A 26,982-nucleotide genomic window follows, 5' to 3' on the forward strand; every position below is an offset into this window, starting at 1 on the left:
AATAAGACCGGCGAATAAGCCGGTCTGTTTTATTTAGGCTGAGGCAGAATTTTTTGCTGCTGCTACGAAAGGTTGGGAGTTACATCACGAAATGAGCCTTTTCAGGGTGTTAACAATTCTGTAAACTGCTCTCGGTGTGTACTTTTCCAGTGGAAGATCGTTTATTCAGCAGTACCGCTGGACAAAACAAAAAGAGGTCATGATGAGTACTGAAATTAAAGCCCAAGTCGTTGTACTTGGTGCAGGCCCTGCAGGCTATTCTGCGGCTTTCCGTTGCGCTGACTTAGGTTTAGAAACTGTTTTAGTAGAACGTTATTCAACCCTTGGTGGTGTTTGTTTAAACGTGGGTTGTATCCCTTCAAAAGCTTTATTGCATGTTGCAAAAGTGATCGAAGAAGCGAAAGCATTAGCAGAACACGGTATCGTATTTGGTGAGCCAAAAACCGATATCTCTAAAGTTCGCTTATGGAAAGAAAAAGTCATTAATCAGCTGACAGGTGGTTTAGCTGGTATGGCAAAAGGCCGTAAAGTTACCGTCGTTAACGGTCTGGGTAAATTTACAAGTGCAAATACACTGGTTGTTGAAGGCGAAAACGGTAGCACGACTATCAATTTCGATAACGCAATCATTGCAGCGGGTTCACGCCCAATTCAATTACCATTCATTCCTCATGAAGACCCACGTATTTGGGATTCAACCGATGCGTTAGAACTGAAAGAAGTTCCAGAGCGTCTTCTGGTTATGGGTGGTGGCATCATCGGTTTAGAAATGGGAACTGTGTACCATGCACTGGGTTCTCAAATCGATGTGGTTGAAATGTTTGACCAAGTCATCCCAGCGGCTGACAAAGATGTGGTTAAAGTATTCACCAAACAAATCAGCAAAAAATTCAACCTGCTGTTAGAAACGAAAGTAACTGCGGTTGAAGCGAAAGAAGACGGTATCTATGTGTCTATGGAAGGTAAAAAAGCTTCCGCAGAACCACAACGTTATGATGCTGTGTTAGTGGCTATCGGCCGTGTTCCTAACGGTAAAAACTTAGATGCAGGCAAAGCTGGCGTTGAAGTTGACGACCGCGGCTTTATCCACGTGGATAAACAAATGCGCACTAACGTTCCACACATCTTTGCTATCGGTGATATCGTTGGCCAACCAATGTTGGCTCACAAAGGTGTTCATGAAGGTCACGTTGCCGCAGAGGTTATCTCTGGTCTGAAACACTACTTTGACCCGAAAGTTATCCCATCTATCGCTTATACTGAGCCAGAAGTTGCTTGGGTTGGTTTAACTGAGAAAGAAGCGAAAGAGCAAAACATCAGCTACGAAGTGGCAACTTTCCCATGGGCTGCATCAGGTCGTGCAATTGCATCTGACTGCTCAGAAGGTATGACTAAGCTGATTTTCGACAAGCAATCTAACCGTGTTATCGGTGGTGCGGTTGTCGGTGTGAACGGTGGCGAATTACTGGGTGAAATCGGCCTAGCAATCGAAATGGGTTGTGATGCAGAAGATTTAGCATTAACTATCCATGCTCACCCAACACTGTACGAATCAATTGGTATGGCTGCAGAGATCTACGAAGGTAGCATCACTGACTTACCAAATGCAAAAGCGAAAAAGAAAAAATAACTTTCTAATTCGCAGTGGTAAATGGTCTCTCTAGTCGGCTATTTATCACTAACGCATATAAAGAAGCCAATGTGGAAACACGTTGGCTTTTTTGTATCTGTCTAAAAATAAAAAAACAATATTTTATTTAATTCACTAATTCTTATTTTAAATATAATTATTAAATTCTGAAACTTCGTGTTATTAGAATAGTATCGCTTAGTTGACTATAAAAAATTAAAATCTTATTTTCCTTATTGAGTTATTTAATCGCTAATAAGGATATTAGATTATGGAAAATATGAGTCATATAGATTCAATGACAGTAATAGGAAGTCACTCCCCACCCAGTAGCTTTAGTCATTATTTTCAAAATGAAATGAATCATGTTTCTGATGATCAATATGAGGACATACATAAAAATACATGGGTTACTGATTATTATGATAGGTTAAAAGAAGCGGATTATTATGATAGCTTCCATAAAGAGCCTCCTCAAAAGGAGTTTTATGATTATCAGGATCAGGTACAGTCACCACCAGAGTTACCCGTTTTAAAATATGAACCATCAAAATCACCACAAGAAATTATCGAAGATAAAATTATTATATTAAGGGAGGAACTGAGTAATATTGAAAAATCTTATGAGTGGAAGTTTTTGAATAACCCAGAGCAATACCCTTGTACTTATCAATGGAAGTTCTATTCATCAGAGTTAAATATCACTGCAACATTAAAATTAAATACGAAGCAAGATAGAGATAGAATTTTATCTAATAATTTTTCAGGTAACATACCGGGTATACCCCGAGTTGATTTTTTTAATGTAGAGCCATTTTATAAGGCAGTTAATCAGCGCGTCGAAATAGAAGCAAGAAATCATTTATTGGCTTTTAAAGCGCGGCATCAAAATACGTTGAATGAAATTCAGTCTAATATAAATGAATTAAATAAACTGAGAATAGCTCGAAGTAGTGTATTGGCTATCCCCACGCCAAGTGTTCCTACATTATCTTATCATGCAGGTTCAAACTCGCAAGTAACACAAACAGCAAATAGTGACCTTGCGAAAGGTATCGAAAATACATTAGGCAATATTCGCGATGGTCTAACGGAAACGTTTGATTGCTCTTTTGGCATGAGCTGCTCAAATGATTTAGATAAAGCAGCAAAAAATCCAAATGTTGGGAAGGATTTATCTAATTCAGAAAAAGTGGAATTAGGTGGTGCAGGTTCTGGTACTCTAGGAGGCTGGGAGCCTGATGATGAAGAAAATGATCGTAATCAATATACCCAATCTCAAAATTTTGATAATACATTCAAAAAAGATGAGTTAGCATCCTCTGCCAAAAAACCTATAAATAATCAAGGGTTATCGGCAGCAGCTCGCGCATGGGAAAGCATGCAGGAAGACAAGGAGGAGTATTTGAACCTTTGAAAGGGAATACTGCTCAGAAAAATGAAGCGGCAAGTAATTTTGTCAATGAAGTTTTGAATAATAAAGGAACTGTTAGAACAGACCTCTCCCGTGGTGGTGTCGAGTACCGCTTACCTAATGGTAAGGGGATCCGTTATAACTCAGATGGCTCATTCTCGGGTTTTTTAGACCCCAAAAGGTAGTGTGTATGAAAAATGATTTTAGTGTGGATTTTTTTAGTGACTCTAAATATGAAGAGTTAACCGCAGAAATATCTTATAGAGGGCAGATACTATGTCAAATTAATGTAGATAAAGGTCCTGATTTAGTTGAAGTGGAGTTTTTTGCAGATAGTAGAGTTTTACAAGAATCGGTGGAAATGAAGTTTCCATTAGATGTATTTATAAACGTACTTAACGCAACAAAATTAGAATTACTGGCATAAAATCTATAATTATCAAAGATCCCTCAATAGCTGAATTATTGAGGGAATATAATTCCAGTATAGGTATTAGCTGAAGAAGCAATACTATAAATAATTTCAGTTGAGAGCAATTCATTAAGTGCAGTCAAAACGGTCGTCTTAGAGGGGGTTAGAAAAAGGTTCTAGCGAATGCGTTAAAAGTAGCAGCTGCCAGAACGAAATCGCCAAGTTAGGTGTTAATTTTGGTTTAACGCGAGACCAAATCGCTGAAGCGATAAATGCAGGAATAGCCGTAAGAAAAAGTGATACAGTCACAATGGAAGAGCTATCCCCACTGCAAATTGCTTATATTGATGAACAAATTATCAGTGGAAAAGGCATAGCTCCGGAGATGTTTGGGACTCAAACATGGGGTGACCGAATAGATGCTAAGCCCCATACTGGTGGCGACCAAATCCCTGAATGTATTGATAATACGTACATAACGCCACTCAATACGGCAGCTCGTGCATGGGATAAGCATGCCGCTAGACCTGATGGAGTATTTGAACCATTAAAAGGTAATCCAGCGCAAAAAAATGCTGCTGCTGAAAATTTTATTCGAGAAATTCTTAAAGACCCTAAAGTAGTCCGAAAAGATTTAAGTGGCGGTGCATTCGAATATCGTTTACCTAGCGGAAAAGGTATCAGATATAATGCGGATGGTTCGTTTAATACGGTGTTAGATCCAACTAAGGTAAAAAAATAAAAGATAATAAATTAGAATTATTTTTTTCAAGTCCAATGGAATATGAGAGTCTAACGTTAGAGGTTCAATTAAATTGGGATAAGGTTGTAGAAATTAATCAAGATAAAGGTGTTGATAATTTAGAGGCCGAACTATTTGGTTCAGATCTATCTCGCAACTTTATAGCTAAAATGCCTTTAGATGATCTAATTGCAATATTAATTGAAGCTAGAGATACATTGAAGAAACAGTGAGTCTCTAGCCTAGCAAGTAAAAGATCCCATTTTACTGGGATCTTCTTAGTCGTCTTACTCACTCCTCAGCCAGCTGGATAATCAACAGTCCAGCTTGGCGCATCGAGTACAGACTCTGCCTATTACATGTTTAGTTGCACAACGGCTTCAAGCGAGTATTGAGGAAATACCTCAATCATTTCACAAAATGAAGATATCGGATGGCTGGTTGGTAGAAAAATTAAAGTCGTTGAATCTTAATAAGAAATATTAGTGAAATAATAAAGGTTAATACATGAAAGTGTCCACTTCCCCTAAAATAAGACAGCTATAATTAGATTTTCTGCCCTAAAATTTGCAGAGGTCATGATGAAAAAAAGCCCGTTTTACTGAAACTCAAATCGTTAATATTTTAAAACTCGCTGATTCTGGCATGAAAGTGGAAGATATTTGCCGCCAAAATGGGATCAGCAACGCCACTTATTATAATTGGAAATCAAAGTATGGTGGTATGGAAGCTAATGATGTTAAACGATTAAAAGAGCTTGAAGATAAAAACGCAAAACTGAAAAAGCTCTTTGCGGAAGTTAGCCTTGAGAATCACGCAATGAAGGAGCTTTTCGCAAAAAAGGGTTGGTAGTGGCTGAAAAGAAATCCTGTGCTCAGTTATTAAAGGCCGCGGGTTTATCAGTCATTAAAGCGTGTAAACTCACATCGCAACCTCGCGCTTCGTTCTATCGAAAGACTCAAAACTGGTGTGAGAAAGATAAAATCGTCATCGATGCCATACAATCCGTTTTAACGAAATCTCCACAGTCGGGATTCTGGAAATGTTATTTCCGACTGAGATTTCAAGGTTATCCTTTTAATCATAAACGAATTTATCTCGTTTATTGTCGATTAGGATTGAATCTGAAACGCCGAATTAAAAAGGTGCTTCCGAAGCGTGAAAGAAGACCATTAGTAATAGAAAAAGTCCCGAATATTCAATGGGCATTGGATTTTATGCACGACAGTTTATATTGCGGCAAACGCTTCAGAACCCTCAATATTATTGATGAAGGTACGCGTGAATGCTTAGCGATCGAGATTGATACATCATTATCGGCTAAACGTGTCATCAGGGTGCTTGACCGTTTAAAAATCGAAAGAGGATTACCAAAACAACTTCGAGTCGATAATGGTCCTGAACTCATTTTAGTTAACGTATTGAATTATTGTGAAGATAACCAAATTTTACTGTGCCATATTCAACCGGGAAAACCGCAACAAAATGGGTTTATCGAGCGCTTTAATGGTTCGTTCCGTCGTGAATTTTTAAATGCGTATTTATTTGAATCGTTAAGCCAAGTGCGAGAGTTAGCGTGGTTTTGGCAGCAAGATTATAACCAAAATCGAACTCACGAAAGTTTAAATCACCTCCCACCGGAGGCCTATCGTCAACAATTAGAAAACTCTAAGTTGGTGTGTCTCAATTAATGGGGAGTGGACAAAAGCTTTGGGCGGATAGTTGAGAAAGAAATTAAAGTCGTTAAAGATTAGCTTTGAAACTGTAATTTAACGGGTTATCTTCTCGTTTGTCAGATTATTGATTATTTGCTTAGGCACTCCATAATCAGCACATTCATGGTGTACCTAAATCATTCACACTTATCAAGCTAACAGCGTACTTGATCTGATTTGATAACTTCTTATGATACAGGCCATCGTTTATCATCTAGTTAAATAACTAAACCATCATGCAACTAAAACCGACTGCAATTTTAATTCACGTACCTGATGTTCAAGCAGGGCTGGCTTGGTATCAACGGGCATTTCCTCAAGCTATTGCTGAATATTTACCGGAATTTGACTTTACCTTATTGCATGTGGGGGACTTCACGATAGAAGTGGTGCAAGCGGATGAAAAAGTCAGTGAAGGTAAAAAAGGAACTGTGCTGTATTGGCAGGTAGACAATTTTGCTTTGGCGTTTGAGCACTTTACTCAGTTAGGGGCTAAGTTGTATCGTGGGCCGATGTTAATAGATGGTAACAAGCAAATGTGTCAGTTCGTTGATCCCTTCGGAAACCTGCTTGGAATAAAAGGCCAATAAAATCAATTAAATCCTTTAAGTTGATTAAAACCAATCGCAATGATTTACCTTATCAATTAGTAATGTAAATAAAATTGCGATAATAAATATAATTTGTGATACCTGAAGGAAAAAGCCACAAAAGAGGGTGCTTTACTCAGCAAAATGCATTATAAAAAGTATGGTTTTTTCAGCTTTTTATGATGATTTATAGTCTCTTAAGCTAAAAAATAACCCGTAATTAAGTGTTAAGGCATGAAGTTAGTAGATAAATGTTACTTTCTTGTGAATGAATTAACATTACGTTTAAATTCTGCTATGCTGAGAGCCCGAAGCTGGACATAATTTTACCGCCATTGAGATTATGCGAGCAAATTCCTCTGACCTGGCACCGGATGATAATTTTGTCAATAAGGTGCAGACAGCCGGGTATATAAATAACAAAGAAGCGAGGAGAACGTCGTGCTAGAAGAATACCGTAAGCACGTAGCCGAGCGTGCCGCTCAAGGGATTGTCCCTAAGCCATTAGATGCGTCACAAGTAGCTGCACTGGTAGAGTTACTGAAAAACCCACCCAAAGGTGAAGAAGATTTCTTGTTAGACCTGCTGACCAACCGCGTCCCCCCTGGTGTTGACGAAGCAGCGTACGTAAAAGCTGGATTTTTAGCCGCTATCGCAAAAGGCGAAACTTCCTCCCCTCTGATCTCCCCTGAAAAAGCGATTGAACTGCTTGGTACTATGCAGGGTGGATATAATATCCATGCACTGATTGAAGCGCTGGATGATGCTAAATTAGCCCCTATCGCGGCAAAAGCCCTTTCCCACACTTTATTAATGTTCGATAACTTCTACGATGTAGAAGAAAAAGCGAAAGCTGGGAATGCACACGCGAAACAAGTTATTGAATCATGGGCAGATGCCGAGTGGTTTAAACAACGCCCTGCATTAGCCGAAAAAATGACCGTCACCGTATTTAAAGTGACAGGCGAAACCAATACTGATGACTTATCACCTGCACCAGATGCATGGTCACGCCCAGACATTCCTCTGCATGCGTTAGCGATGCTGAAAAATGCCCGTGAAGGTATTGAGCCAGATGATGCGGGTAACGTTGGACCAATCAAACAAATCGAAGCACTGAACAAAAAAGGCTTCCCACTGGCGTATGTCGGTGATGTTGTTGGTACAGGTTCTTCACGTAAATCTGCAACCAACTCCGTACTGTGGTTTATGGGCGATGATATCCCATTCGTCCCGAACAAACGCGGCGGTGGTGTGGTTTTAGGTGGCAAAATTGCGCCAATCTTCTTTAATACAATGGAAGATGCGGGTGCGCTGCCAATTGAAGTGGATGTATCTAAACTGAACATGGGTGATGTCATTGATATCTATCCATTTAAAGGTGAAGTTCGCAACCACGAAACCAATGAATTACTCGAAACGTTTGAATTAAAAACTGACGTGCTGATTGACGAAGTGCGTGCAGGTGGTCGTATTCCACTGATCATCGGTCGTGGTTTAACCAGCAAAGCGCGTGAGTCATTAGGTTTAGAAGCAACTGACGTCTTCCGTCATGCGAAATCTGTTGCACAAAGCAATCGTGGTTTCTCATTAGCACAGAAAATGGTTGGTCGCGCTTGTGGACGCCCAGGTATTCGCCCAGGTGAATACTGTGAGCCAAAAATGACCTCTGTCGGTTCGCAAGATACGACGGGCCCAATGACACGTGATGAGTTAAAAGACTTAGCGTGCTTAGGCTTCTCTGCGGATTTAGTGATGCAGTCATTCTGCCACACTGCGGCATATCCAAAACCTGTTGACGTAACAACTCACCACACATTACCTGATTTCATCATGAACCGTGGTGGTGTTTCTCTGCGTCCGGGGGATGGTATTATCCACTCGTGGTTAAACCGTATGTTGTTACCTGATACCGTTGGTACGGGTGGTGACTCTCATACTCGTTTCCCAATCGGTATTTCGTTCCCTGCGGGTTCTGGTCTGGTGGCGTTTGCTGCGGCAACAGGGGTTATGCCACTGGATATGCCAGAATCTGTATTGGTGCGCTTTAAAGGTGAAATGCAGCCGGGTATCACGTTACGTGATCTTGTACATGCTATCCCATTATATGCGATTAAAGATGGCCTTCTGACGGTTGAGAAAAAAGGGAAGAAAAACATTTTCTCTGGTCGTATTTTAGAAATCGAAGGTCTGCCAGAACTGAAAGTTGAACAAGCGTTTGAATTAGCGGATGCCTCTGCTGAGCGTTCAGCCGCAGGTTGTACGATCAAACTGGATAAAGCGCCAATCACAGAGTACCTGCAATCTAACATCGTCCTATTAAAATGGATGATCGCAGAAGGCTACGGCGACCGTCGTACTATCGAACGTCGTATTAAAGGCATGGAAAGTTGGTTAGCGGACCCGCAACTGCTTGAAGGTGATGCAGATGCGGAATATGCAGCTGTAATTGAAATCGATTTAAATGATATCAAAGAGCCAATTCTGTGTGCGCCAAATGACCCAGATGATGCACGTTTACTGTCTGATGTTCAAAACGAGAAAATCGATGAAGTGTTTATCGGTTCTTGTATGACTAACATCGGTCACTTCCGTGCCGCAGGTAAGTTATTAGACTCGCATAAAGGCCAATTACCAACACGTTTATGGGTTGCTCCGCCAACGAAGATGGACGCAGCACAATTAACGGAAGAAGGTTATTACAGCGTATTTGGTAAGAGCGGGGCACGTATTGAAGTCCCAGGCTGTTCACTGTGTATGGGTAACCAAGCACGTGTGGCAGATGGCGCTACTGTCGTTTCGACCTCAACGCGTAACTTCCCGAACCGTTTAGGGACTGGAGCGAATGTGTACCTTGCATCCGCTGAGTTAGCGGCTGTTGCATCACTGTTAGGTCGTTTACCAACCCCTGCTGAATACCTGCAATATATGGACAAAGTGGATGAAACCGCGGCAGATACTTACCGCTATCTGAACTTTGACCAGTTATCACAATATACTGAAAAAGCTGATGGTGTGATTTTCCAAACCGCAGTCTAATTCATTATTTTGGTAATGATGAGGCCTCTACAAACAGAGGCCTTAGGTTGTTAACAAAGCAGGATAAAAGCGTGGTTTTTCCTGCTTTGTGTTATCAGCCGAAAATCAAGGAATTGATTTTCCTTAGTCTTTTTCAAAACCTATCCAACCTACAGCCAAACCTAATCGGTTTGCCAGTAGTCTGAGGCCTCTACAAACAGAGGCCTTTTTTATGCTTTAAAGATATTCAGAAATCTCAATCAGGTTTAAATCCACATCACGTAAATAGATAGATAGGATTGGCCCCATTGCTCCTGTTCGTTTCACGGGGCCTTCGATAATTTCTACACCTTGCTGTTGAATATGCGACTGAACTTCAGCGAGAGGGATATCGCTGATAAAACACAAATCTAACGCACCGGGTACAGGTAAATGTGCTTTAGGTTCAAATTCTTTGCCATACTGATGAATATTGATTTTTTGCTGGCCAAATTGCAGAGCATAACGCTGCTCGCCAAAGGTTATGACCTGCATTTTTAAAACGCGTTGGTAAAAATCTAGGCAGGCGTCTAATTGTGTTGTCGTGAGGACAATATGGTCTAAGCGATTGATCATCGAGACTCCTATTTCGTACATTCACATTATTTGCATTAATTTTAAGCAAGTTTTATCGAGTATGCGTTGAAATTTATGCCTTTATTGAAATATCTCAGAATAGGCGTTAATACCTCTCAACAAACCTAATTATCTCGCGTTATACTGAGCATAATGACGCAAAGAGTAGAGGTATTGCATATGGACTACCAATTTTTCCAAGATATTACCGGAGTTATCTCCGCAAAATTCTCGATGGATCATGAGGCGATTGGATATTGGCTAAATGAAGAGGTTAAAAACGACCTTAGTCTGCTCGATACTATCGAAGAAAACTACGAAAAGTTAAAAGGCAGCGAAAATCAGTGGGAGCTGATTGGGCACGAATATACGCTACTGCTTGATGATGAAGAAGTGATGATTAAAGCTAACCAATTATCGTGTGAAACTGAGGGGCTCGAAGAAGGAATGAGCTACTATGATAATGAAAGTGTTGCTTTTTGTGGTATTGATGACTTCCTATTAATGTTAAAAGACTATCGTGTTTTTGTTATCGAAAACCGATAAATACATTTTTTTTAGTGATAAGTTTTGTGTTTTAACAAATTATCGCTATTATTTTCAGTGTGAAACTAGCGATTTAACGTTCTAGTTAAAACGGTCTAGCAGAAATTTATTTTTGATAACAAAAGCGAAAGGAACACACATATGAATACTGATGATGTTACAGGTGCGTTGAATGATGCAACGAATTGGTTTGTCGCAAACCAAGATCTGTTAGTCCAGTATGTGGTGAATATTGTTTCTGCCATTGTCATCCTGATTGTCGGTATGATGATTGCGAAATGGGTTGGCCGCGGTTTACACCGTGTAATGACCATGAAAGGTATTGACACAACCGTCAGTGACTTTTTATCGGCGATTGCGCGCTATACCATTGTTGCATTTACCTTAATTGCCGTTTTAGGCAAAATTGGTGTTCAAACGGCTTCTGTTATTGCGGTGATGGGTGCGGCAGGTTTAGCGGTTGGTTTAGCATTACAAAATTCACTGGGTAACTTTGCCGCAGGTGTATTGCTGGTGGTATTTAGACCACTTAAAGCAGGGGAATATGTGACAATTGGTGCTGTTGAAGGTACCGTACAAAACGTGCAAATTTTCTCAACGACGCTAAGAACTGGGGATGACCGCATTATTGTGATCCCAAATGGTAAAATCATTGCAGACAACATTATTAACGTCTCGCGTGAGCCAAACCGCCGTCGTGATATTATCGTTGGTGTTGCTTATGATTCTGACATTGATGTTGTGAAGAAAGTATTAGGTGACATTGTTGCTGCTGACCCGCGCATTCAACATGATAAAGGTGTGACTATCCGCCTTAATGAAATGGGCCCGTCGACTTTAAACTATTTGGTACGTTACTGGACAACCAATGGCGATACTTGGGCGGTGTATTGGGATCTTATGGAAAACTTCAAACGTGCGTTAGACAAGCACAATATTGGTATTCCGTTCCCACAAATGGATGTACATCTACATAAACAAGGTTCAGAAGCCCATAAAATTCAATAAACGAATTTTTAATTAGATTTAATAAAATAGCGCTATTTATGGCGCTATTTTTGTCTCTGCATTACCCTGCGGTTATATAAGTCTAGCTTATGACCTATTAGAGTTAATCATTTCCACTAATAATTTTTTCTCGTTACTATTTGCGTATACAAATTGAATAATTATTAGGATTTTTTGCATGTTTATAACGTATTTTCAGGGGGCGCTTCTTGGTGCAGCGATGATTTTACCGCTAGGGCCACAAAACGCCTTTGTTTTACAACAAGGCAGCCGCAAACAGTTTCATATGATGAGTGCATTTCTATGCGCTTTAAGTGATACCGTGTTAATTATTGGTGGGGTATTTGGTGGAAGCGCGCTATTAAGCCAATCTGAAATATTGATGCAGTTAATTACATGGGCAGGGGTTATTTTTTTGGCATGTTATGGTTATGGCGCATTTCGCACCGCACTCAGCCCAGATGATGTGGTCTTACAAGCTGAAAATAAAGTGATTACCCGCTGGAAAGTGATTGTGACGCTATTTGCCGTCACATGGTTAAACCCGCATGTGTATTTAGACACTTTTGTCGTGCTTGGTAGTGTGGGAGGGCAATTAGAAAGCCAGTTACGGCCTTGGTTTACGGCGGGGGCGCTGACGGCATCATTTGTTTGGTTCTTTGCTTTAGCGATTTTAGCCGCATGGTTTTCGCCTGTGCTTAATAAGCCGCGTTCACAGCGAATTATCAACGTTTTTGTGGGAAGCGTGATGTGGTTTATTGCATTTCAATTGGCAATACAAGGGCTTAAAGGATTAGGGTTAATATCCTAATAGCAACATAACCTCAACGGAATGATAAATACTGTGAATTTCTCATTATTCTGATCTGCACTTTTTTTATGATGTGTTACTGTTAATTTGTACTCGGGATAGTTTATGGTGAACTATCCTTTTTTTAGCGACAAATTATTGTATTGGGAGGTTCTGTGAAATTAAAATCTTTAGTTCTCGCTGCCATGGTGGCAGGTATGGCGGTTCCTACCCTGTCTTTGGCCGATGCGTTACCGAATGGTCCGCACATTACCACATCCGGTAATTCCGTTGTGAAAGCAACGCCAGATATGGCGACGTTGAACATTGTTGTTGAAGTGACTGCAAAAGACGCCGCTGCGGCAAAAGCTGCTGTAGACAAGCGCGTTGCCGAGTATTTCGAATTCTTAAAGAAAAATGGAATCGAAAAACAGGACATTAACGCGGCCAATGTGCGTACGCAGCCAAAATATGATTACAGCAGTGTAAAACAAAAATCGACGATTGAAGGTTATACTGCAATCCGTTCCGTTGAAGTGAAAGTGACTAAACTGGACCAACTGAATACCCTGTTAGACGGTGCGTTAGCGGCAGGTTTAAATGATATTAACTCAGTGCAATTTGGTGTGTTAAAACCTGAGCAATATCGCGATGCAGCCCGTGCACAAGCCATCAAAAATGCAACAGAGCAAGCGACTGAAGTTGCAAAAGGGTTTAATGCACAGTTAGGCCCAGTGTATAGCATCAGTTACAATGCGCCTGCGGCAGTGCCTTACCCAATGGCGGCGAGAGCCTATGGTGGAAAAATGAAAGCGGCTGCTCAAGATCTCAATATTGATGAGACCTATGAACAGCAAAGCATTGATTTTAATGACCAAGTTGATGTGGTGTTTGAACTAAAACGTTAACTTTCAGCTGCAATTTCATCTTCTTGTTTTAACATCTGGCGCCCGGTTTTTAATAGGGCGTCAGTCACTCTCTTCATCGTGCGGCTTTCAGGCGCAAAGCGGTGCCAGTACAGCATACGGCGTTGGCACAACCCCGGTGTTAAGTCGACTAACTCACCATTTTTTAATTCATCAGCAATCTGCAAATGTGGGATCATACAACAGGTAGAGCCCTGCTTAGCCAATTGCACAAAGGCTTCGGACGAATTAACAATATGGCAAGGAACACTACCCGGCGATAAACCAAAGTTTTGCTGAACAAACGCTTGGTGCATATCATCCAAGTGGTCAAATGCCACTGCGGGGGCTTTTAATAGGGATGAGCGAGTGACACCATCTGGGAAATATTTAGCGGCGAAATCAGGAGAAGCAACAAAGATATAGTCCAACGCGCCGAGTTTATCTACTAAACAGCCGGGTAACGCTTGTGGCTGGATACTGATTGCACCTACCACTTCACCGCGTCTTAAACGTTCTTGAGTACGGGTTTCGTCTTCCACTTGGATATTCAACCGAATAGGGCTATTACCTAAAACAGGGTTGAGCGCAGGGAGGAACCACGTTGCTAAACTGTCGGCGTTGACGGCAAGGGAAAGTAATAAAGGTGTTGAACCTGTATTTTCATCCCCAAGCCATTGTTCTTCCAACAATTCAACTTGATGAAGCAGCGCTAACAGCTTTTGCCCTTGTTCAGTCGGATGCGGCGGAACGGTTCGCACAAGTAACGGTTGCCCAAACAGGTTTTCTAGCTGTTTTATCCGTTGTGAAACAGCGGATTGCGTGATGCAAAGCTTTTGAGCTGCACGCTCAAAGCCGCGTTCGCGGATAACAGCATCCAGTGCTTGTAGTGCGCGATAGTCGGGGCGCTTCATCAAAAAGTCTCCTTGTTGTTATTCTGCTAAGCACTATGCCATATTTTTATTGATAACACCTGCAATTATTGCGGGCACTCGACAAATCACAAGAAGTAACGCACAAATGCAGCGAACAACACTGCAACTTATTGTGGGCTCGGTATATACTAATTCTTAATTACGTCTCAATTAAATAGCAAAAGGCATGAGCATGACGCAGGATGAATTAAAAAAAGCGGTGGGTTGGGCAGCACTGGAATACGTTAAACCCGGTACAATTGTTGGTGTCGGTACAGGGTCTACTGCATCACACTTTATTGATGCATTGGCAACAATGAAAGGGCAAATTGAAGGTGCCGTTTCTAGCTCCGAAGCGTCTACGCAAAAACTTAAATCATTGGGTATCCCTGTTTTTGATTGTAATGAAGTGGACTCATTAGATGTTTACGTTGATGGTGCGGATGAAGTCGACCACCATATGAATATGATCAAGGGCGGCGGTGCTGCGTTAACACGTGAAAAAATCGTTTCTGCGATAGCAAAAACCTTTGTGTGCATCGTTGATCAATCAAAACTGGTTGATGTGTTAGGCAAGTTCCCTCTGCCTGTTGAAGTTATCCCAATGGCGCGTAGTTATGTGGCACGTGAATTGGTCAAACTGGGCGGTACACCGGAATATCGTCAAAATGTGGTTACTGATAACGGCAACGTGATTTTAGATGTTCACAATTTAAGTATTGTTGACCCTGTTGCGTTAGAAAACACCATTAACGGTATCGCGGGTGTTGTGACTGTTGGCTTATTTGCTAATCGTGGTGCTGATGTTGTCCTGATGGGCACAACGGATGCTGGGGTTAAAACGATCAAACTATAATCGCAATTATTTGCGATGAATTAATTTGCTTAATCTATAAGCCAGCAAACTATTTAGTTGCTGGCTTTTTTGTGCCGTAAAAAAGGCGTTAACGTATTTGGCTAGTGAGTAGATTGAAAAATAATTGACCAGTTTTATAAATATCATTAATTTGAAATTTATTTCATTATTTTTATTATTTCGCGATTTTGGTGATATATCTCACACTAATATGCATTGTGCAGGAAAAATCCTTATTTTGTGTTACTGCTCCTGATTTTCTACCATTTAACTTCTTTTTCCTCGCGCTTTTTAGCATCCCTTAAGCAAACGGTTGTATTGATACTGCGCCGAATTTTGCTATGTTGGTATACTCTTTTCAGATTTCAAGGTAGATGAATGTGCTGGTATGGATATGCCTTGAATTATGTTGAGCAAAACCATGAGTCAAACAAGCAAATTCATCTGTCACAAATTTAAAACGTTCACGATAGGGTAGGGAAATGGTCAAGGTATCTTTGCATAAAGACAAAATAAAATTTTTACTGCTAGAGGGTGTGCACCAAAGCGCGGTTGATAACCTAAAAGCAGCGGGTTATACCAATATTGAATACCATAAAAGCGCATTATCTGATGAAGAATTAAAAGAAGCGATCAAAGATGCGCGCTTTGTCGGTATCCGTTCCCGCACTCATTTATCTGAAGAGATTTTCGCTGCGGCTGAAAAGTTAGTGGCAGTTGGTTGCTTCTGTATCGGAACCAACCAAGTGGATTTAGACGCTGCGGCAAAACGCGGTATCCCTGTCTTTAATGCTCCATTCTCAAACACTCGTTCCGTTGCTGAGATGGTATTAGGCCAGCTATTACTGTTGTTACGTCGTATTCCTGAAGCGAATATGCAAGCGCACCGTGGTATTTGGGAAAAACAAGCGAAAGGCTGTTTTGAAGCGCGAGGTAAACGCCTTGGTATCGTTGGATACGGCCATATCGGTACTCAGCTGGGGATCTTAGCTGAAGGTATTGGTATGAATGTTTTCTTCTATGATATTGAAAATAAACTACCTTTAGGAAATGCTACACAAGTGCGTTCTTTGACTGAGTTACTCAATATGAGTGATGTCGTCAGCTTGCATGTACCAGAAACGGCCAGCACGAAAAACATGTTTGCTAAAGAACAGTTTGACCGCATGAAACCAGGCTCAATCTTTATCAATGCGTCACGTGGTACAGTGGTGGACATTCCTGCACTGGCAGCGGCGCTGGAAAGCAAGCATTTATCCGGTGCAGCGGTTGACGTATTCCCAAGTGAGCCTGCGGCAAATAACGACCCGAATGACCCGTTTATTTCTGAGCTGATTAAATTCGACAATGTGATTTTAACGCCTCACATTGGGGGCTCTACAGAAGAAGCACAAGAAAACATTGGCTTAGAAGTTGCGAGTAAACTGGCAAAATATTCTGATAACGGTTCAACGCTTTCTGCGGTCAACTTCCCAGAAGTTTCTCTGCCTGTACACACTGAAGATACTAACCGTTTCTTGCATATCCATGAAAACCGCCCGGGTATCTTGAATAGCATCAACCAAGTGTTTACTGACAACAATATTAACGTAGTGGGTCAGTATTTACGGACATCGGGTAATGTGGGTTACGTCGTCATCGATGTACTGATGCAAACACCAAATCAAACGGATGAAGCACTACAGAAACTGAAAGACCTGCCGGGCACTATTCGTGCACGCCTGTTGTTCTAAGTTCGCATAACCCGTTTTATTACTTATGATATGGCGCAGGTATTGATTACCAGCGCCATATTTTTTTCGGGGTAATAATTTCAGGTAATGGAATATCCCAAGGCGCAATAGGCAGCTGCTCAACCTGTTGGCAATCATGAGCCAGCCCGATGGGGTAAAAACCACTTTGCTGCCAATTCTCTAACGTTCTATCATAAAACCCACCACCCATACCTAAGCGTTGCCCTTGGCTATCAAATGCCACTAATGGAATTAACATCACATCAAGTTGCTCAGGGGGTAAAACGTCACGCACATCTAAGGGGGGCTCGGCAATATTAAAACGGTTTTTCACGAGCTGTGTATCAGGGCGATAGTGCAGAAATAGCAGATGATGAGCACTAAAAGGGTGCAAAACAGGTAGATAAACTTGTTTATTCTGTTGCCATAAGGCATCGATAAGTGGCTGGGTATTAATTTCACCATCAAATGATAAAAACAGCGCGATATTTTTTGCTTGTGCAATTTTGGGGTGCTGCAATGCATTGAGTTTAGCTTGCTCAGCCGCTATTTTTTGCTCTTCAGGGGTTAACTGACGTCGAGCTTGGCGTATGGTTTGGCGGATTTGTTGGCGCTGGGTAGAAAGTGTGTCTTGCATATAAATAACCTACAGTGGACGGCGATAGGAAATAGCAATATTCAAAACAGTATATCGCAAGGCCAGAAATAGTGCAGGTTAATAAATTGATGTTGGGGGATTAAGCGATTGAAAGTACAGCAAGAAAAAATTGAGGGTCTCCAAGATGCCGTTGTAGGCTGTAACCCTTGAACCCTTGGTTCAAGGTGAACGCAGTTTAGCAACCTTTAGGCTTCCTGAACGAATCAGGCATGCTCACCAGCGCAATAACCGCATTCTTTTTAGTTGAAATATCGGCTCAGGGGACTCGCCCACTCACGCGCATCTCAGAGAAATTTGGTTTGAGAACTTATCGTTACTCAGTGACTTCATTGTACGAAACTAGATTTAAAATGCAACCCTAATTTTGTATATTTTTTTCTACTAGTGTCTGATTAATAAGCAGATTTACTCTAAGGGCAATACTTGCCTCTCAGTGATCTTCACCTGGTCGTGCAACGCCTGTTCAATGGTATGTTGCAACATTTTTATCTTCTCTTCCATATTATAAGCATAATCACGCGTTTTTGTCTTTTCTTGTGCTAATTCGTGACAGACGTTCAATGCTACGATAAAAATAAGCTGTTCCATATTGGTAACGCCGCTTTTATCTTTCAGATTTTGCAAGCGTTGTTCTAATTCTTTAGCCGACTCAAGAAGGGCCTCTTTTTGTTCTGATGGGCAATTAACGCGCATTGAACGCCCAAAAATCTGAATGTCGACAGGTTGTGCGGACATGAAACCTCCATACTGAATAATACTCGCCATAAATACATCATATTTGGCGCAATTAATAGATAAGACAAAAGCATACTGGTTAGCGACTACCCTTGATGGTAGCATATCACGAATCATAAGCTAACATGACGAATTCAGATGTCTATACAAAAATCTTTACCAAACTATGAATCACTGGACAAACTGCTGCAACAGCACTCAATAGCACTTACCGCTGCGGAAATCCATGGTTTAATAACGGGGTTAATCTGTGGCGGAAGTCGTGACCATGGCTGGCAAACACTTGTCCATGACCTTGCTAACGATGGCCTTGCATTCCCACAAACGGTCGCTCAACCTCTACGCGAGCTGTTCGATACTACTTTTGAAGCACTCGATGACAGTGAATTTGCATTTACCATGCTATTCCCTGATGAAGATGCGTCGATATTTGACCACGCAGACGCATTAGCGGGCTGGGTTAATCACTTTTTATTAGGCGTGGGTGTCGCACAACCGAAATTAGCTGATAAAAAAGAAATCAGTGAAGTCATTACGGATCTGCGTAATATCGGGATGCTTGGTTACGATGAAGATGAAGACCAAGAAGAACTCGAACAAGCGCTGGAAGAAGTGGTTGAGTACGTGAGAGTGGCTGTGCAGTTATGTTATATCGCGTTAGTTGAGCCGAAAAAAGGCCCAACAGCAGTTGAGAATAACAAGCCGATCCTTCACTAATCCCGACTTGTTTGTCACTAAAAATCCGCCACTTTGTTTTATCGAAAGGTAGAACGAAGCGGCTTTAGGTCGATTTTAATCAGTGTTAAGTCATTATCGTCGCGCATATTGGACCAACAATATGTTTGCAACCTAATAATTCAGATAATAAGGCAAAAACGGTATGAATAAACAGGAATTTGTTGCTCGTCGCAATGCATTATTGGCAAAAATGGAAGTGGGGAGTGCCGCAATTATTTTTTCTGCGCCGCCTGCGCAGCGTAATGCCGATTGTGAATACCCATATCGTCAACACAGTGATTTTCTGTATTTGACAGGGTTTAGTGAGCCTGAAGCAGTATTAGTATTGATTAAAAGCGATGAAAAACATAGCCATACCGTTCTTTTTAACCGCGTTCGTGATTTAACGGCTGAAATTTGGTTTGGTCGCCGCCTAGGTCAAGAGGCTGCACCTCAAAAATTGGGTATCGATAAAGCATTACCTTTCGATGAAATTGAAGAGCAACTTTACCAATTACTGAATGGATTGGATGTGGTTTATCATGCACAGGGTGAATTTGCTTACGCAGATAAGCTGGTGTTTGATGCGTTAGAAACCTTGCGTAAAGGCAGCCGCCGTAATTTACGTGCGCCGCAAACGGTTATCGATTGGCGCCCAATTGTCCATGAAATGCGCTTGTTTAAATCTGAAGCCGAACTGAACACAATGCGTGAGGCGGGGCGTATTTCTGCCTTGGCACATATTCGCGCAATGGAAACTTGCCGCCCAAATATGTATGAATATCAACTCTGTGGCGAGATTGAACATGAATTTACTCGCCATGGAGCGCGCTTCCCATCTTATAATTCGATTGTTGGTAGCGGCGAAAATGCCTGCATTTTGCATTACACCGAAAATGAATGCCAAATGAAAGATGGTGAGTTAGTGCTGATTGACGCCGGCGCCGAGTTTGACGGCTATGCAGGGGATATTACCCGTACTTTCCCCGTTAATGGTAAGTTTAGTCAGGCACAACGTGAAATTTATGACATTGTTTTCAAAGCGTTAGATACTGCATTAACGTTATATCGCCCTGGTACCAGCATCCATGAAGTCACGCGTGAAATTGTGCGGATTAAAACCGAAGGGTTGGTTGCACTCGGAATTTTACATGGCGATGTCGATCAATTGATCGAAAACAAAGCATATCAAGCCTTCTTTATGCATGGTTTAAGTCATTGGTTAGGGTTAGATGTGCACGATGTGGGGTTCTATGGTACAGACCGTGACCGTACATTAGAAGTGGGCATGGTGCTGACTATTGAACCTGGTTTATATATTGCGCCAGATGCTGACGTGCCGCCGCAATACCGTGGCATCGGTATTCGTATTGAAGATGATATTGTGATCACTGAAAACGGGAATGAAAACTTAACGGACTTAGTGGTCAAAGACCCTGATGAAATTGAAGCCCTAATGGCAGCTGCAAAACAGCGTTTGGGGTAGGGGTTATTAACAGTAAAAGGTTAATCATAAAAAGGTAAGAAACAACCCATGAATGTGATCATCGTGGGTGGAGGAATGGCTGGCGCGACATTGGCACTGGCGATTTCTTCACTTAGCCAAGGAAAATTATCGGTTTCATTAATCGAGGCCTCTTTGCCAGAAGGTAAACACCCCGGATTCGACGCGCGTGCTATCGCATTAGCCCATGGTACGTGCCAATATTTAGCGAAAATAGGGGTATGGCCTGCGTTTGCTGATTGCGTAACGCCGATTACTCACGTTCATGTGTCTGACCGCGGGCATGCGGGTTTTGTGAATATCAACGCAAAAGACTATCATATTCCAGCACTTGGCAATGTGATTGAGCTGCATGAAGCGGGTGCTCGCCTCTTTTCATTATTACGAAAAGCACCAGGGGTAACGCTACATTGCCCCACAAAAGTTGAACGTATCCACCGCGAACAAGATTCTGTCACCGTGACATTAGATACGGGCGAAACGGTGAGTGGAGCGCTAATCATTGCCGCTGATGGTAGCCGCTCTTTAGTGGGGCAAGCCTGCAATATGCAGTGGCAGCAGGATGATTACGGCCAAGTGGCGATTATTGCTAACGTGAAAACGGCCATTGCCCCGAGAGGCCAAGCTTTCGAACGTTTTACTGAGTTTGGGCCACTGGCATTATTACCCATGTCAGATGGCCGTAGTTCGCTAGTATGGTGCCATCACCAAGAACATGCGGATGCGATTAATGCATGGGACGATGCAACCTTTATCAACAAGTTACAAACCGCATTTGGTTGGCGCTTAGGGAAAATAGACATGGCGGGCAAACGCCATTGTTACCCGCTGGCGCTGCGCAAAGCACTGAATCCGGTGAGCCATCGAGTCGTTTTAGTCGGAAATGCCGCTCAGACGTTACATCCCATCGCGGGGCAAGGGTTTAACCTTGGTATCCGTGATGTAATGCAACTGGCGAAAATTCTGGTTAAGGCTCATGAAAATCAGCAAGATATTGGCAGTTATTCCCTATTAAGCCAATATCAACAAGCGCGTGCAGTCGACCGAGAAAAAACCGTGACCATGACAGACAGCTTGGTTCGCGTATTTGCAAATCGCTGTATCCCATTAATTGTGGGGCGAAATTTAGGTTTAATGGCAATGGAGATGTTGCCGCCTGTCCGCGATGTTTTGGCTCGCCAAACATTGGGTTGGGTTGTTCACCAATAACCACGAAATAAAGAGGAAAAAAGTATGCAATCGTTTGATGTGGTTATCGCTGGTGGTGGCATGGTGGGGCTTGCCCTTGCATGTGGCCTTGAAGGAAGCGGCCTGCGCGTTGCTGTGGTGGAAAATCACCCACCGAAAAAGACATTTTCTGCGTCGGAGCCTTATGCATTACGGGTATCCGCGATTAATGCGGCAAGTGAAAAACTGTTAACCTATTTGGGCGTTTGGTCAGCGATTAAAAGCATGAGAGCTGCTGCCTATAACGGTATGGAAGTGTGGGACAATAACAGTTTCGGCCGTATCACATTTTCAGCGCAAGAGCGCAACCTGACTCATTTAGGCCATATTGTTGAAAATAATGTGGTTCGCGATGCATTGTGGCAAAAAGCATCAGAGCTGCGTGATGTGACATTATTGGCACCTGCCACCATCAAAAAGGTGGTGTGGGGTGAGAACGATGTGTTTATCACGTTAGATGATGAAAGTATGTTGACCGCAAGGCTAATTGTTGGCGCTGATGGCGCGAATTCGTGGTTACGCAGCCATGCCGATATCCCACTGACGTTTTGGGATTACGAACATACCGCGCTGGTGGCAACCATTCGCACAGAAAAACCACACGAGGGGGTTGCACGCCAATCTTTTGATGGCGAAGGTATTTTAGCCTTTCTACCATTGGCTGACCCGCATCTTTGCTCCATTGTTTGGTCACAACCAGCAACAGAAGCCGCAAGGCGCCAAGCGTTGGATAAAGCCGATTTTGATAAAGAACTTGCCGTTGCGTTCGATGTCCAGCTTGGTTTGTGCCAAGTCGAAAGTGACCGCATGACCATTCCACTCACAGGGCGTTATGCACGGCAGTTTGCGGCGCAGCGATTAGCCTTATTGGGCGATGCTGCCCATACCATCCACCCATTGGCTGGGCAAGGTGTCAACCTTGGGTTTATGGATGTGGCGATGTTAATCGGTGAAATTAAGCGCTTGCATCGTGAAGGTAAGGACTTTGGTCAGTATTTTTATTTGCGTGATTATGAGCGTAGCCGCAAACACAGCGCTGCATTGATGTTAGCGGGGATGCAAGGTTTCCGTGAGTTGTTTGATGGCAATAACCCTGCGAAAAAACTTTTGCGTGATATTGGTTTAGTATTGGCAGATAGCCTACCGGGTGTAAAACCCCAACTATTGAACCATGCGATGGGGCTGTTTGATATGCCTAAGTGGCTGGAAAAAATTTCCGTTGAAGAGTCAGTGTAAGTTGTTAAATTGGCGTCAGGTATTCTCATAAGTACAGGGCGGCGTAAGGTGTTATGCTGAGGCATTATTCCTAAACTCTCCCTTAAACAGCTCATCCTACAAAAATCCGCCATCTTGTATAGATGACGGATTTTTTACATTTTGCACCTTTGGGGCATTTGTTCACGTTAAAGGTTTTCTACACAGCGAAAGCCAGCCCCAAATTCATGATCAGGAATGTGACCACCATGAGTGATGGTCAGCGTGCCATCAACACTAGCACGATAACCACAGATCACTTTTTTAGTGCTATTTTCAGGGCCTTGGTTTTTTTCAGGGGAGTGTTGGTAGTAGTCAGTGCTATACTAGTCGTTTACCCAATCGACACCGTTGCCCTAACCAAAGGCAATAATCTTTAGCGTCTTGCCAATCTGCGGAAGCTGGGTAATTATCTTGAGTGGACTCTTGCCACGCTTTTATTTCTTTTTGTGTGCTTAGATCAAGGTAGCGATCAGTCAGTGGCTGGGCGGTTAATTCACGCCATAAATTAAATTGCCCCCACGTTACGCGATATTTGGATAAACTAAAATTGTCTAAGGTGACATCATGAACAAATTTATTGTCTTTACCTATAGAATACGGCAGGGTGGATTTACCGTCATGGCCGCTACCAAAATCCCCCATTAAAAAGGTGCCCCCTTCGATAAACACCATATTGTTTAGCAAATCATCAATTAGCTGCTGTTTCTGTGTTTCTTGCTCGGCGGTGAGCTGTTGATCGCAGCCGGTTAATAGCCCAAGACCCGCGAGTAAAACAGCACTGTGTATTTTATTTAATAATCGCATGGTTATTTCGCCACAGGTTGGACTGGGGTTGGGGATTGCACGGCACAGCGGAAGCCAAGTGTAGGAATATTCCCGCTAATAAGAGGGCGAGGGGCCCTAATAATAGTTAATGTTTCGCGGATAGCACTGCTGACTGAACTACGAGCTACTTTTTCTGTGCCCTGTTCAGGACCTTGAGGGTTTTTAGTAGGGGAATGTTCATAATAATCAGCAGAATACCAATCATTGGTCCAATCTAGGCCATTACCCATCATGTCGTAGAGGCCTAATGGAGTGGCAGGGTAACTGCCAATGGGGTAGAAACCTGCGATAAACAGTGGTTCGCCTTCTTCTGTGCCATCATTATAAGTGCCATCTTTTGAAGCAAATAAAATAAATTGCCCCCGATTACGGGCCGCATATTCCCATTGGGCTTCAGTGGGCAAATCGAATGGCAGCCCCGTTTTTTGGCCTAACCAAAGGCAATAATCTTTGGCATCTTGCCAATCTACTGAAGCTGGGTAGTTATCTTGGGTGGAGGCTTGCCAATCTTTTAATCTATATCGAGTTTTCAGCTTTTGATATTTTTCAGTTAGTGGCTGCCCTGTTAATTCACGCCATAAATTAAGTTGCCCCCACGTTACGCGGTATTTGGATAAACTAAAGCTGTCTAAGGTGACATTATGGACAAATTTATTGTCTTTATCTACAGAATAGGGCAGGGTGGATTTACCGTCATGGCCACTGCCAAAATCCCCCATTAAAAAGGTGCCGCCTTCGATAAATACCATATTGTTTCGCGAATCACTAACCAGTTGCTGTTTCTGTGTTTCTTGCTCGGCGGTAAGTTGTTGATCGCAGCCTGTTGTGAGCAAAACGGCACTTAATAAAAGATAGATAGCGTTATAATTCATGCAAACCTCGCGGTTATTGGTGGGTTATTTGGTAAAGAAAATGTCTGACTGGCTTTCAACCATCCCAGCAGTAACAAATTCTTGATAGGGTTCATTGGCATAACTATGGGCTAATGTGTCATCGGGTAAGCGCTGCTCTATTTTGCTAAAAATATCGGCGTAATGGCTGGGGTTAATCATTGGTGTCGGGATCCATACTCCATACTTTTTGCCTAACGCATGATTAGGTATAGGCTTCACCTTTTCCCCCATTTTCATAAATGTTGCAATGCGTAATTTATTTTCCGTAATGTTCTCTTTGGTTTCGGAGGGAATTAAACTGGCGTGTTGCAAAATATTGTCAAAATCCCGCCTTGACTGTGCCCAGCGCAGTATATGCAATATGGCACGCTTGCGTTGACTAAACACCGCCATCGCCTCACCACTGGCTTGTGCGTGGCTGGCAGGGCTCATATAGTCATCCCAAAAATTATGCTCGAGTAAGGAAGCAATGGCGGCACCTTTGGTTTCAGGGGGGCAATATTTTAAAAATTCACCTTTAGTTTTGACGATAGTTTCCATCAAATTAACGCGTTTATTCTTATTTTCCCATGAGAGTTCCAATTCATCTCTTATACTTTGAAGATTGATATAGGCAATGTTGACTAACTCCATACCAACTAATAAGGGTAACGAGCAAATAGCATAAAAATGTTCAGGTCTGATCATTTTTACCAGCTTTTCATAATCCATATTTTTTAGCATATAACCAAAACAGGGCATAAAATCCCGCATAATTCTATCTGTATTGATTTCAAAAGAGGTACTGCCTTTGGCTCCCGCCCCCCAGCAAAGCCCCCCTTGAACGGTGACGAGGATTTTGCCGTTAAAGTAAGTAAAGGCGAATGTCCCCGATGCCCCCGCGCCGAGTAGCCCCTCAATGCCCGCACTTAGCTCACCTAAGGTGGCAAAGCCGTCGTTTTCTGTGGCGGGTTTTTCCGGGTTACGCCACAGCAGTTCGCCAGACATTTTTGCCCCCACTTTGATCCCTGCGAACACTTCCCCTTGAGCCACAACGCCAAGGTCATTGGCTTGTTTTGTGATATCAATCCCTTTGATTTCATTAAGGTCTTTCGGTTCATCAACCGCGGTTTTTGACGGTATACCCATAATGCCATTTTGTGAAAAATTGGCACTGCCTTGCAGCCCAACACTGGCGCCTATATGGCCGCTAAGGGATAGAACAAGGTCAAAGCGTAACGCCCCCATTAGGGCGAGCTCATTGGCGCCTTGTTTCGGGTAGCGAATTTGAATACCTTGGCGGCAAGGCAAATGCACTTTCCCTTGTGTTTGGGCTTCCGCTAAGGCTAAGTTAGCATACAGCGCCACTTTGGCACTGGCTTTGGGGTTGGAGGCATCCCCAAGATTGCCTTTGGTTAATTCGAGGTCGCCACTGCCACCAAAACTAAAACGCATTAATTGGGCGTTTTTATCAAAAGAAGCATATTTGCCGCGATAAGGCGGGGTTTCATTTAAGCTCTCATTGATGTTTTCAGCCCAGTGATATAAGCCACTGACCCAGTTATCATCATTTTTATAATTTTCAAAAATACTGTAATTTTTATTTTCAATTTCAAAGAGTTGGTATTTTAACGTGGGGGCAATTTCAGACAGTTGTTTTTTCAGCTCTTGCGTATCAATTTTTTTAACGGTGATTTCTTCATTCGTTTCATTGTTTTTAACCGTTTCGGTTTTAACCAATGTGCTGGTTTCGCTTTTAATATCCTCTGTGCCTAACTTATGGACAATATGGCGCTCGCCGAGTTTGTTTGAGCGAATATAGCTGTATTTGAATTCGCCGCCTTTTTTTAACCGGATTAATTCCAAAATACTGTTGTCGAAACCGGTTGAATTTGAATCCAAAGAGGTGGTTAGAATTTCTTCACCTTGGGCGTCTTCTGGGATTGCATTAAGTTCTTTAATGATGGTATTCAGTTCTTCAGAGGCCACATCATAGTCTTGGTAGAGCGCTAAGAGCTCGTGCTGATAATTCTGAGGGTTTCTTTCCCTCAGCCTTAGGGGATATTTATCATTGAGTTCATCAATTTTAAACTGTAGCACGCGCTTTTTGATGACGAGGTCGCAAAGGTATTGGCTTTCCCTTTCGAGTTCATCATTGGGCACTTCAATCAGTTCATGGGTATTTGGGTGGTAATACAAGACAGGCCCACAGGTTGAAAAGGCATCGGTGCTGCCGGTTCCGCAATTGGTTTTTGATGTGGTTTGGTTTTTGGTATTTGACATAACTCGGCCTTGTTAA

General features: G+C 42.4%; 26 protein-coding genes and 1 other RNA gene. 19 read left to right on the forward strand and 8 right to left on the reverse strand.

All coding sequences use genetic code 11. From position 1 onward, the window contains the following. The first annotated feature begins 202 nt into the window (after positions 1-202). The 9 genes from lpdA (at position 203) to acnB (ending at position 9,542) form a co-directional block, all read left to right on the forward strand. Positions 203-1,630 carry a dihydrolipoyl dehydrogenase gene (lpdA, locus tag J6836_RS02555; RefSeq protein ID WP_219246557.1) on the forward strand — a complete coding sequence of 476 codons (1,428 nt, stop codon included), beginning with the start codon at positions 203-205 and terminating at the stop codon, positions 1,628-1,630. Positions 1,631-1,901: 271 nt separating this feature from the next. Further along, positions 1,902-3,047 carry an adhesin gene (locus J6836_RS22670; RefSeq protein WP_255586307.1) on the forward strand — a complete coding sequence of 382 codons (1,146 nt, stop codon included), beginning with the start codon at positions 1,902-1,904 and terminating at the stop codon, positions 3,045-3,047. Beyond that, positions 3,044-3,229: a hypothetical protein gene (locus J6836_RS23050; RefSeq protein ID WP_255586308.1), complete on the forward strand. Its 186-nt coding sequence runs from the start codon at positions 3,044-3,046 to the stop codon at positions 3,227-3,229. Before J6836_RS22670 ends, J6836_RS23050 begins: the two co-directional genes overlap by 4 nt. A 5-nt stretch (positions 3,230-3,234) precedes the next feature. Continuing rightward, positions 3,235-3,471: a hypothetical protein gene (locus J6836_RS02565; protein ID WP_219246559.1), complete on the forward strand. Its 237-nt coding sequence runs from the start codon at positions 3,235-3,237 to the stop codon at positions 3,469-3,471. A 295-nt stretch (positions 3,472-3,766) separates the two neighbouring features. Next, a complete protein-coding gene (locus J6836_RS22680) occupies positions 3,767-4,198 on the forward strand; it encodes a hypothetical protein (RefSeq protein WP_255586309.1) in 432 nt (143 codons plus the stop codon). A gap of 35 nt (positions 4,199-4,233) precedes the next feature. Next, a complete protein-coding gene (locus tag J6836_RS02575) occupies positions 4,234-4,431 on the forward strand; it encodes a hypothetical protein (protein ID WP_255586310.1) in 198 nt (65 codons plus the stop codon). Positions 4,432-4,810: 379 nt separating this feature from the next. Further along, positions 4,811-5,889 (forward strand): IS3 family transposase gene (locus tag J6836_RS02580; protein ID WP_442959470.1). Its coding sequence is split into 2 segments (ribosomal slippage): positions 4,811-5,033 and positions 5,033-5,889, totalling 1,080 coding nucleotides; the frame shifts between segments, so codons are not numbered across the junction. Positions 5,890-6,149: 260 nt separating this feature from the next. Next, positions 6,150-6,503, forward strand: a complete 354-nt coding sequence (locus J6836_RS02585; RefSeq protein WP_219246562.1) for a VOC family protein — start codon at positions 6,150-6,152, stop codon at positions 6,501-6,503. A 441-nt stretch (positions 6,504-6,944) separates the two neighbouring features. Then, complete coding sequence (gene acnB / locus J6836_RS02590; RefSeq protein WP_219246564.1) at positions 6,945-9,542, forward strand: bifunctional aconitate hydratase 2/2-methylisocitrate dehydratase; 2,598 nt, start codon at positions 6,945-6,947, stop codon at positions 9,540-9,542. Positions 9,543-9,758: 216 nt separating this feature from the next. Here acnB and J6836_RS02595 read toward each other — a convergent pair whose 3' ends face one another. After that, positions 9,759-10,136: a VOC family protein gene (locus tag J6836_RS02595; protein WP_219246566.1), complete on the reverse strand. Its 378-nt coding sequence runs from the start codon at positions 10,134-10,136 to the stop codon at positions 9,759-9,761. Between the two features lie 180 nt (positions 10,137-10,316). On the opposite strand from J6836_RS02595, the gene J6836_RS02600 reads away from it, so the two are divergent. The 4 genes from J6836_RS02600 to J6836_RS02615 all read left to right on the forward strand — a co-directional run bounded on the left by J6836_RS02600 (position 10,317) and on the right by J6836_RS02615 (position 13,388). Then, a complete protein-coding gene (locus J6836_RS02600; RefSeq protein WP_219246569.1) occupies positions 10,317-10,682 on the forward strand; it encodes a YacL family protein in 366 nt (121 codons plus the stop codon). Positions 10,683-10,823: 141 nt separating this feature from the next. Then, positions 10,824-11,690: a small-conductance mechanosensitive channel MscS gene (gene mscS / locus J6836_RS02605; protein ID WP_219246571.1), complete on the forward strand. Its 867-nt coding sequence runs from the start codon at positions 10,824-10,826 to the stop codon at positions 11,688-11,690. A gap of 178 nt (positions 11,691-11,868) precedes the next feature. Then, positions 11,869-12,501: an arginine exporter ArgO gene (gene argO, locus J6836_RS02610; RefSeq protein WP_219246573.1), complete on the forward strand. Its 633-nt coding sequence runs from the start codon at positions 11,869-11,871 to the stop codon at positions 12,499-12,501. Positions 12,502-12,656: 155 nt separating this feature from the next. Next, positions 12,657-13,388, forward strand: coding sequence for an oxidative stress defense protein (locus J6836_RS02615; RefSeq protein WP_219246575.1), 732 nt, complete (start codon positions 12,657-12,659; stop codon positions 13,386-13,388). On the opposite strand, the gene J6836_RS02620 is transcribed toward J6836_RS02615, so the two are convergent. Beyond that, positions 13,385-14,299, reverse strand: coding sequence for a LysR family transcriptional regulator ArgP (locus J6836_RS02620; RefSeq protein ID WP_219246576.1), 915 nt, complete (start codon positions 14,297-14,299; stop codon positions 13,385-13,387). The two genes, J6836_RS02615 and J6836_RS02620, sit on opposite strands and share 4 nt — an antisense overlap. Before the next feature lie 193 nt (positions 14,300-14,492). On the opposite strand from J6836_RS02620, the gene rpiA reads away from it, so the two are divergent. Beyond that, the gene (gene rpiA, locus J6836_RS02625) at positions 14,493-15,155 is read left to right on the forward strand and encodes a ribose-5-phosphate isomerase RpiA (protein WP_219246578.1); all 663 of its coding nucleotides are present in this window, start codon (positions 14,493-14,495) and stop codon (positions 15,153-15,155) included. Positions 15,156-15,637: 482 nt separating this feature from the next. Beyond that, the gene (gene serA, locus J6836_RS02630; protein WP_219246580.1) at positions 15,638-16,888 is read left to right on the forward strand and encodes a phosphoglycerate dehydrogenase; all 1,251 of its coding nucleotides are present in this window, start codon (positions 15,638-15,640) and stop codon (positions 16,886-16,888) included. 46 nt (positions 16,889-16,934) lie between these two features. On the opposite strand, the gene J6836_RS02635 is transcribed toward serA, so the two are convergent. The 3 genes from J6836_RS02635 to zapA form a co-directional block, all read right to left on the reverse strand. Further along, positions 16,935-17,525, reverse strand: a complete 591-nt coding sequence (locus J6836_RS02635) for a 5-formyltetrahydrofolate cyclo-ligase (protein ID WP_219246582.1) — start codon at positions 17,523-17,525, stop codon at positions 16,935-16,937. A gap of 133 nt (positions 17,526-17,658) precedes the next feature. Next, positions 17,659-17,840: non-coding RNA, 6S RNA (gene ssrS / locus J6836_RS02640), on the reverse strand. 111 nt (positions 17,841-17,951) lie between these two features. Further along, positions 17,952-18,281 (reverse strand): cell division protein ZapA, encoded by a 330-nt coding sequence (gene zapA / locus J6836_RS02645; protein WP_047756767.1) that lies wholly within the window; start codon positions 18,279-18,281, stop codon positions 17,952-17,954. A 138-nt stretch (positions 18,282-18,419) separates the two neighbouring features. Here zapA and J6836_RS02650 point away from each other — a divergent pair, with 138 nt between their 5' ends. From J6836_RS02650 to ubiI, 4 genes are all read left to right on the forward strand, one after another. Further along, on the forward strand, positions 18,420-18,998 hold the full coding sequence (locus J6836_RS02650) for a YecA/YgfB family protein (protein WP_219246584.1): 579 nt from the start codon (positions 18,420-18,422) through the stop codon (positions 18,996-18,998). Between the two features lie 163 nt (positions 18,999-19,161). Further along, the gene (gene pepP, locus J6836_RS02655; RefSeq protein ID WP_219246585.1) at positions 19,162-20,484 is read left to right on the forward strand and encodes a Xaa-Pro aminopeptidase; all 1,323 of its coding nucleotides are present in this window, start codon (positions 19,162-19,164) and stop codon (positions 20,482-20,484) included. Positions 20,485-20,532: 48 nt separating this feature from the next. Beyond that, a complete protein-coding gene (ubiH, locus tag J6836_RS02660) occupies positions 20,533-21,711 on the forward strand; it encodes a 2-octaprenyl-6-methoxyphenyl hydroxylase (protein WP_219246587.1) in 1,179 nt (392 codons plus the stop codon). Between the two features lie 24 nt (positions 21,712-21,735). Next, entirely contained in the window at positions 21,736-22,965 is a 1,230-nt protein-coding gene (gene ubiI, locus J6836_RS02665) for an FAD-dependent 2-octaprenylphenol hydroxylase (protein ID WP_219246589.1), read from the forward strand. 339 nt (positions 22,966-23,304) lie between these two features. Here the strand turns inward: ubiI and J6836_RS02670 are convergent, their stop codons facing one another. The 3 genes from J6836_RS02670 to J6836_RS02680 are packed head-to-tail and all read right to left on the reverse strand — an operon-like array spanning position 23,305 to position 26,966. Then, a complete protein-coding gene (locus J6836_RS02670; RefSeq protein ID WP_219246591.1) occupies positions 23,305-23,790 on the reverse strand; it encodes a formylglycine-generating enzyme family protein in 486 nt (161 codons plus the stop codon). 2 nt (positions 23,791-23,792) lie between these two features. Then, positions 23,793-24,683, reverse strand: coding sequence for a formylglycine-generating enzyme family protein (locus J6836_RS02675; protein WP_219246592.1), 891 nt, complete (start codon positions 24,681-24,683; stop codon positions 23,793-23,795). 24 nt (positions 24,684-24,707) lie between these two features. Next, entirely contained in the window at positions 24,708-26,966 is a 2,259-nt protein-coding gene (locus J6836_RS02680) for a hypothetical protein (protein WP_219246594.1), read from the reverse strand. Positions 26,967-26,982: the final 16 nt, after the last annotated feature.

It is taken from the genome of Providencia sp. R33, assembly GCF_019343475.1.
Lineage (GTDB): Bacteria > Pseudomonadota > Gammaproteobacteria > Enterobacterales > Enterobacteriaceae > Providencia.